Below are 8,029 nucleotides of genomic sequence, written 5' to 3' on the forward strand. Positions count from 1 at the left end.
TGAGAAATGCAAGAGCCGTACAACGGAAAAAATATGCAAATGCTTAATACGCGTTTAGCTTATCAAAAAGGGGGATATAATGGCACTTTTTCCATTTTCTATTGCTGATATTGATGATCCTGAATGTATTCGTGTGGTTCTTTATGCTAGCGGAAGAATGGGACATGCTCCTTTAAACGCATTGTTGAAGAAAGCATATGAAGATATTACAAAAATTTCAAAGCGCATGGATGCTTTAGAAAAAAAATTAAATGCTCTAGATTTTACCAGTGTCGAACAGAAAAAAAATGAGAAAGAAGAGAAGCAAGACAGTATTAATAGTGTTGTGAGTGGTGGAATAACGACATCAAACAGTTTTGTGAGCGCACCAGAAATTCAAACAGAATCATCGTCCGCTGGAGACATATTTTTTTCTTCAATATACGAGGCACCAAAAATAGACTACAGCTCTTTTATTTCAAAATTTACAGCACATAAGCCGCTAGAATTACACAGTAGTGTTGCTCAAAACATCAGTGTTGAGCATTCTAGAGAGATTTCTTCTTTGTTAGAAAAGAGTGATCATAACAATATGTATGGGTTGAAGCTGTAGATCAGATAAACCTGATTTATATCTTCGGTGGGGACTGGAATTGCACTCTGTTTGAGATGTTAAAAAAGGGGTAAAAATTGATAGAGAAGCGTTGTTGCAGGATAAGTTGATCATGCGTTGTTGGGGAGAGTAGGGCGCATATTGAAATCTAAGGGTAAGTTTTTAAAGCCTACAGAGAAAGGAGCTGTGCCCAAACAAAAACGCATGGCAAAAGAAGCTTTAAAAAAATAAAAAATCTTGCAATACTTTGAAAAAGCTTTTGGATAGAGCATTCGATGATTTTAAATCTATAAAAAATTGCCATTTTCACGCTTTTTTTAAAGAGAAACAGAGCAGTTCATCGCAATTTTAATTTGTTAAAAATCCCATAAAAAGAAAATATTAATTGCCAAAAGGACAAAAGCAGAAAAATGCCTATAAGAAAATTATGCGTATCGTTGTGTCTTTTCTTATAAACGAAGAGAAATGCTATACTGTTTAAGAAGACTTGAAGGCTAAAGTTTCACTTGTTTTCTTGTCAGACAAGATTGTATAAGCGGTTGTTTGTCTTATCCTGCTTATGCTGTAAATACTGTCCTTTCAGGTGTGATGATATAAGGCAAGCTCTTTGTAAGAGCCTCCATGATACAAAAAGTGTTTTTTTAAGGGCGTGGAAAATATTTAAGGCAGGCTTATTTGTTGAGCTTTAAGTTTAAGTCAATCACATGTGAGAAAGCCAAATGGACCCCGCTGCAATCTGGGCTGTTGATAGATCAGATTGGGTGAAGAATCTTCATGTTTTTAAGTGGTGGATGCAAGTCAAGAAAAACCAGCTTTTACAAGTGTAAAAAAGCGGATCTTATTATAATTATGGACTTAAATCATGTGTGTTTTTTCATGGATTATATTGAGATAAAGCTACAAAGTATTTTGATTTATTTGATACGTTTTTATTTTAGAAAGTGCATTGTTGTAAACAACTCTCCTCAATACGAATGTATCATTATTTATACTCTTTTTGGATATTTTTATAAATATAATTAAAAAGCTTGCAATACTATACGCTTTGTGTATAATTATTTATTATTGATTTCTTTTGTATTTTATTTAGTTATATCTCTATTCATAAGCCGCGCCTTTAAATGGTGCGGCTTTTTTTACTTTCTAATAACAGGGGCGCTATATATTTGTTATTGAGATGGCTTTGGATATTTTTCTCATTATTGTATTTTGTGATTTCATTTTGCAGTGAAATCTTAAATTCTTATGTGTTTTATCCCAATAGGGAAGATTCAAATAAAAATGCAGGCGTCTGGTTTCGGTTTCTTTGCTTTGGTTGGGGGGGGGGACGTTGAATAGTTAAAGAATCTTTGTGACTGTTTGACGGAGCGTGATATGGGGTGGAGCATAAAATGGTGGCGTATTTGAAGGGCCATTATTATACATGTCAGCATGGTCAAAAATGCAAATGTGTCTTTAACAGTGTTTGTTGATCTCGATTAGAAAGTCCATTCTTTTCTTTGTTTGGAGTTTTACATCTATAATCTCTTATCGTTTTAGCGACTGCTTTTTGAGGGTGGGTAATAAAAGGCGTGTTATATATGAAGTGTTTGTGTGATGAATAATGGTAAACCCATTGAGCACTCCCATCTTTACGATTATGCAGAGGCAAGCCGGCACCATCATTGTATTTTCTCGCTCCCAATATTACGACAGCCTTGGTTCGTGAGACGATTCATAAGAAGCATATGCCTTTCTTATACAGTTTTTAATCCACATGCCAGCTCCGCTTGTAACTTGTAAGCGACATGGTTTTGATTGTTTCAACAAAAAACAAACTTCGGATGAGAGAATCCTATGGTGTTCGGGTTTTTCATTCAACGTGCAAAACAATAAAGACTCTTTATAAATCAATATGATGTGTCTTAACAAAGACGAATTATTTATAGAATCGCATGGATGAAGAATCTTCGTCTTTAAAAGTGGTGAGAGAAAATCATCAACCCTATTTTTTCATAAAGGGCATGAGAAAAGTGTTTCATAAGAATTATACGGTAAAAAAGAGAGTCTTTTGACATAAGAGTCTTGATCGTTTGCGGCTATAACCTGTATTGTGTACACAGATACTTCTATCGTTTTTTGCTGTAAAAGCTTCTCTTGGGATATTAAAGGGTACAATCTTTATGGAAAAAAGAATCCGGGCAAGACAAAAGGCTTATTTCAAAAGATTATATCGCAAGATTGCTTTTGTTTGCATGATACTTTTTTGTATAGTGATTTTGTGTTTTGCTGTTGCAAAGGCGGTCAGTTATTTTTCTTCTCATCAAAAAATAACACAACAAGCGCCTGTTGAATTGGCTATTCCTGTCTTTGATCTGCGTGTGTATTGCAAGGAAATTTCTGCTTCCGTTATGCCCGAGATGAAAAAAGAAGTTTATCAGCACTGCCTTAATTTAGAAAGTGAGGCCTATTTTGCTATTCGTGAAATGTGGGATAAGCTTTCTGATACTGCAAAAAAACAATGTTTGACGAGGATCCGTCCTGGGGATGGAAATTATTTTCTCTTACGAGACTGTTTTCTTGATGAAAGAGAAAATAAAACAGGCAAAAGGCGTAATTACTTTTAAGTTTTTATACGGAAAGTTAAAAGGAAGCGAATTTTGATAAAAAGATAAAAGCCTCTTAAATGACTATCTGCCTCAAGACCAATAGTAGCTTGATTTATTTATCTTGTTATATCGCACTTCTTATTTAAGGTATGGCGATATAAGATATGGATGGCCTCCTTGAAATGTTTAAGGGGGCGTGGTGGAGTTTCTGGAGGGGTTGTTGCGCTTTTTTAAGGGAAATAACGAGTGTGGGAAACCCATTTCGTAATGGCTTTGGTGAATGGTATAATGGTAAAACCCTCATGAAATGTATAAAATTTATAAAGCAAGTTCATCTTTATGGTTTAAAAAAGAGTAAGCTGGTACCATATCACACTTTGCTCCGCTTCCAATGGTGCCTCTCGACAGCCCCTTAGCCTTAGAGACGGTTCATAAGAGGTACTTTTAGTCTTTTTTTTCGTTTTTACTCCACGCAGGTTTTCCTACGTGTAACATGCAAGAAAAAGAGATTGATTCAATAGCAAACAGATTGAGGATGAAAAATCCTACGGTATTAAGTTTTCTTACTCAACACAAAAATATGAATTATCATTACAAATCAATTCAGTGTATGAATTTTATAAGTATTTTCATTGTTGACAGACCCGTGTGATTTGAGAATCCTCGTTCTTTGAGGGTGTAAGTCAATAGACATGACAAAAATGAGTAAAAAACATTTTTTTATAAACATTCAAGGCTTCTTCATGCGTAAAGCGCTGTGTTGGGTTTTAAAATGTGCTTGTTTTATAATTCCAGTTTTCTTTATCAGAAAAGATAAGTAAGGAAATACGTTAGGCCATTCTTATTGATAGGCTTTGAGGAGGGTATTTTTTTGAGAAGAAGCTGATTTTTAAAAAAGTGTGACATATTGGTTGTTTTTTTCATAATTTGATATTTTTTTGTATTTAAATATTTTGTTTTTAAGCTCAATTTGTTATAAATAAAAACTGTGATTAACTTAAAAACTCTATGGGTTAAAATAAAAATTGATAGTATCGTTGGCTTTTTTGGGAAAGAAGATTGATCTCTTGGTGATTATAGGGCTTGAATAATACTTCGTGTTAATCTATCTATAAAAATTAAGAGGTTTTGTGAAGCGATCGTGGATTATCGCTCGCAAGGGGTTGCTTTAGCGATGAAGAGAGGCTATATTTATAAAATAAAGAGGTTCGCGCAGTGACTCGTTGGGATGGAAGTGCTTGTGAGTTAAATGCACGAGGGGGTAGAGGATATCGGCGTTTTTAGGAGCGGTGGTTTTAGAGCAAAAAAGGAAGCTTCTACTATTCTCTGGCAGGAATTTTTTCTTTGTCAGGTGTGTTATATGTGTGTTTTCCTTTTTGTTTTCCACAAGATAATTATTTTTTTTAGTGAAATATGGTTTATTTTAAAAAAAACACTTGGCATTTTACGTGAACATCATTAGGTTTCTGCTGTTTGACAGAGAAAAAGGGAATTTTTGATTTACGATTTCCCTGCTGTTTTGTGATTTTCAAGAAAATATATGCTTTTATCAATATCAGTAGGGTTCGTTTGAGTGAAATAAACGCGGATAGCTTGATAAGCGTATGTTAAACGTGATCAGCATTATCAAAAGATAATGCAATGAGGAAGAGTCAATTAAGACACACATAAGACAAACACTCCAAAAAGGGATAAAGATGAGGCCACAACAAAATAGACGGGTACGCGGTCGCAATAATAACAATAATGGTAATAACAATAATAATCGTCGCGGTCCTAATCCGTTGTCTCGCAATTATGAAAGTAGCGGTCCGGATGTTAAAATTCGCGGGAATGCTCAGCAAATCGCCGATAAATACATAAGCCTTGCGCGTGATGCACAAGGTGCAGGTGATCGTGTTATGTCGGAAAATTATTTACAACATGCCGAGCACTATTTGCGTATTATTTTAGCAGCAGCTGGGCAAATGTCTCAATCGCCTCGGCGTGATGAAAATCGTGGTGATGAAAACGAAAATCGTGATGAAAACAATGGACAAGAATGCGGTGAAATAAATCTTGACGGTGAAAAAAATGGTACTGTTGAGGGTGATACAGATGTATTACAAATGTCGTCGCAAAAAAATGGCGATGGCCAAAATGATAAAATGCAAAATGGAGATGCGCGTGAAAACGCTTTAGAGGCTCTATCGGATGAAAAAACAGATCAAGAGCACTGTCTCTCTGAGAAAAATGTTGAACCCATCAAAAAAACACGTCGTTCTCCCCGTCGACGTACTGTACGCACTCAAGATGAAGCACCTTTTGAGCTTTCACTCACAACAGCAGAAAGCTCTAGCAATGGAGATGCATCAAAAGTGACAAAAGAGGCTTCTTCCTTGCCTGAATTAGGTGAAGGGATACAGAGAAAGACGCGCCGTCGCCGAGTGGTCAATCTTGAGGCAGAGGAAAATGTTTAAACCTGAAGGGTGCTGTGTAAGCGCGCTTGGGTGGTGATGTTATTGGTATCATGATAATAAATTATAATATGCTCAAGAAGCTTCTTGCGCTTTCCTTCAGTTTTCACGGGGCTGTATCAGGAACTTAACGAAGGCTGTTGACAGAAAAGATTGCCTCTTTGCTGAGATTTAAGTGAGGGGATACAGAGAAAACCACATTCGTGTATTTTAAGAGGCAGTTCTTTTATGAAGAACGCAATGTCGTTGTTTTATTTAATTCACACCTATATTTAATATTGTTCAATATATTCATGCCCATTGCGCGCTGGTGTTTATGAATTCTATCATGTGAAATCCATCGGTTATCTTTGCTTAATAAAAGATGTAAGCTGGGCGTTATTGCTTTAATTTTCAATGTTGCAACAGTTCTTCTTTTGATACCGGATTATCTATAAGAGGTATTTTATTCATCAATTTCCTTGCTAGGGTATGTGAGGAAATGATTTTGATGAGCTTCATCATAAATAGATTTGAGATGAGAGAATCTTACAGTATTTGAGGTTCTCATTTGACATGCAAAATAAATCATCACTATAAATTAATATGTTGAATTTTTACACTCAAGAAGAAGCATTTCTTGCACGTTCATTAGCTTTTCATCAAATGATGTCCGTTTTCTTAAAAATGGGAATGCGTTGACAGAAAGGTTTCTTCTTTTCCAAAATTCAAGTGAGGGGATACAGTAAAAAATGCGCCGTCGCCGTATGGTGGAAATTTAAGACTTATCACATTGATTTATAATAACAATTCATTTTTTTTGTATGTTAGGTGAGAGCCCCTAAATCCCTAGGATTCTCTCATTCCAAATTTGTCCCATGGTTGAATCAACAAAAACCATTCGCCTGCACGTTGCAAGCGGGGAGAGCCCGTGTGGATAAATTTGTATAAGAAGGAATAAAAATGGCTCTTATGAACTCTCTCTAGCGCCAAGGATTGTCGGCAACACCTACGCGCTGGAAAAGCGTGTGATAATGCCCGGCTCGCAGAAAATGTTTAAACCTTCAGAATGCTATGTCAGCGCTTATTGAGGTTAGCTTGCTTAATGAGGCGTTATTGTCGATATTTTTTCTGTTGTTTCAACAGAAAGAATGGAGACAAGTGCACCGGTATAATAATTGTAAATCATAAATTTTGTTTGTCCATCAGGGGTTAAAATTTTCAGTACAATATTGTTCTCTGAGAGGCTTTGCGACAAAATCTGTGTTTTTTCCGGTAAGGAGAGCGTATGATGGGTAGCTTGTGGATTTTTGCTGAGAGAGGAAGATCGCTCTGTTTGTTTTGACGCTGATCCCGTTGCGATAACTTTATAAACAATTAAAAATAGTACGGTCAGAATAAGGAAGAGCGTTATTAAAACGGAAATAATCATTAATCCCATAAGTTTTTTTCTCACCCGTTCTACAGCAGGATCTAAGGGGAGATCTTGAGGCAGAGTACTTTGCTCTGTGTGATGGTCTTTTGAAGGGTGCATTCGCTTATTATCTATCATGTCTTCCATTGATTATTTTTTTGAGATCTGATGGGTTTATGCTTTTAAAGTTTTTTGTGCAAGAGGTTTGTGGAAGAAGAACGCAAAAGAGGAAGCGATGTTGGTAAAATATCTTGTTTGTGGACTGTAGACAGCTTGTCCTTTACGTTTTGGCTTTTAAGAAGAAAATTTCCACGGTTTGTTACAGACCAGATCAAGTTTACTTCTTGTTGATGTAAACTGGGTTGTACGTTTATACATTGAGCAAAAATTTGTTGTCCATAAAGTGCAAACTTTTTTGTGGACGGTATCATGGCTTGTTCACAAGCTTGAGCTGTTGGGTAAGTTTTAACCATTGTATTGTTCGAATAGCAACTGTTAAAATCATCCGTACATGAAACCAATAAGAGGATAAAAACAAGGGGATTCATAAATTATTTTCCAAATGAGTAGTTGACAGTGTGAACTCCAATTTGTCAGCCTAGGGGCTTCTTCATTGTTAAACGGTTTTACAGTTTTTTAGTTCCCCTTTGAGATGTCGGTTCCCCTTTGAGATGTCGGTTCCCCTTTGAGATGTCGGTTCCCCTTTGAGATGTCGGTTCCCCTTTGAGATGTCGGTTCCCCTTTGAGATGTCGGTTCCCCTTTGAGATGTCGGTTCCCCTTTGAGATGTCGGTTCCCCTTTGAGATGTCGGTTCCCCTTTGAGATGTCGGTTCCCCTTTGAGATGTCGGTTCCCCTTTGAGATGTCGGTTCCCCTTTGAGATGTCGGTTCCCCTTTGAGATGTCGGTTCCCCTTTGAGATGTCGGTTCCCCTTTGAGATGTCGGTTCCCCTTTGAGATGTCGGTTCCCCTTTGAGATGTCGGTTCCCCTTTGAGATGTCG

At 36.6% G+C, this 8,029-nt stretch carries 6 protein-coding genes; 3 read left to right on the forward strand and 3 right to left on the reverse strand.

Annotated elements, in window-relative coordinates:
• Nucleotides 1–79 precede the first annotated feature (79 nt).
• The 3 genes from ACFIM8_RS07175 to ACFIM8_RS07185 all read left to right on the forward strand — a co-directional run bounded on the left by ACFIM8_RS07175 (nucleotide 80) and on the right by ACFIM8_RS07185 (nucleotide 5,639).
• Nucleotides 80–592 carry a hypothetical protein gene (locus ACFIM8_RS07175; RefSeq protein ID WP_375614719.1) on the forward strand — a complete coding sequence of 171 codons (513 nt, stop codon included), beginning with the start codon at nucleotides 80–82 and terminating at the stop codon, nucleotides 590–592.
• A 2,162-nt stretch (nucleotides 593–2,754) separates the two neighbouring features.
• The gene (locus tag ACFIM8_RS07180; RefSeq protein WP_375607018.1) at nucleotides 2,755–3,198 is read left to right on the forward strand and encodes a hypothetical protein; all 444 of its coding nucleotides are present in this window, start codon (nucleotides 2,755–2,757) and stop codon (nucleotides 3,196–3,198) included.
• Between the two features lie 1,679 nt (nucleotides 3,199–4,877).
• On the forward strand, nucleotides 4,878–5,639 hold the full coding sequence (locus ACFIM8_RS07185) for a DUF4167 domain-containing protein (protein ID WP_375607017.1): 762 nt from the start codon (nucleotides 4,878–4,880) through the stop codon (nucleotides 5,637–5,639).
• Between the two features lie 1,078 nt (nucleotides 5,640–6,717).
• On the opposite strand, the gene ACFIM8_RS07190 is transcribed toward ACFIM8_RS07185, so the two are convergent.
• The 3 genes from ACFIM8_RS07190 to ACFIM8_RS07200 form a co-directional block, all read right to left on the reverse strand.
• On the reverse strand, nucleotides 6,718–7,167 hold the full coding sequence (locus ACFIM8_RS07190; RefSeq protein ID WP_375607016.1) for a hypothetical protein: 450 nt from the start codon (nucleotides 7,165–7,167) through the stop codon (nucleotides 6,718–6,720).
• 44 nt (nucleotides 7,168–7,211) lie between these two features.
• Entirely contained in the window at nucleotides 7,212–7,577 is a 366-nt protein-coding gene (locus ACFIM8_RS07195) for a hypothetical protein (RefSeq protein ID WP_375607015.1), read from the reverse strand.
• Nucleotides 7,578–7,665: 88 nt separating this feature from the next.
• The coding region (locus tag ACFIM8_RS07200) for a hypothetical protein (protein ID WP_375614720.1) at nucleotides 7,666–8,029 on the reverse strand (364 nt) is incomplete at its 5' end.

This window comes from Bartonella sp. AC535YNZD, assembly GCF_042196625.1.
Classification (GTDB): Bacteria; Pseudomonadota; Alphaproteobacteria; order Rhizobiales; family Rhizobiaceae; genus Bartonella.

Bases quoted from the DNA above. Each gene is read 5' to 3' on its own strand.
- ACFIM8_RS07175 (WP_375614719.1), top strand. From the start codon at position 80: ATGGCACTTTTTCCATTTTCTATTGCTGATATTGATGATCCTGAATGT.
- ACFIM8_RS07180 (WP_375607018.1), top strand. From the start codon at position 2,755: ATGGAAAAAAGAATCCGGGCAAGACAAAAGGCTTATTTCAAAAGATTA.
- ACFIM8_RS07185 (WP_375607017.1), top strand. From the start codon at position 4,878: ATGAGGCCACAACAAAATAGACGGGTACGCGGTCGCAATAATAACAAT.
- ACFIM8_RS07190 (WP_375607016.1), bottom strand. From the start codon at position 7,167: ATGATAGATAATAAGCGAATGCACCCTTCAAAAGACCATCACACAGAG.
- ACFIM8_RS07195 (WP_375607015.1), bottom strand. From the start codon at position 7,577: ATGAATCCCCTTGTTTTTATCCTCTTATTGGTTTCATGTACGGATGAT.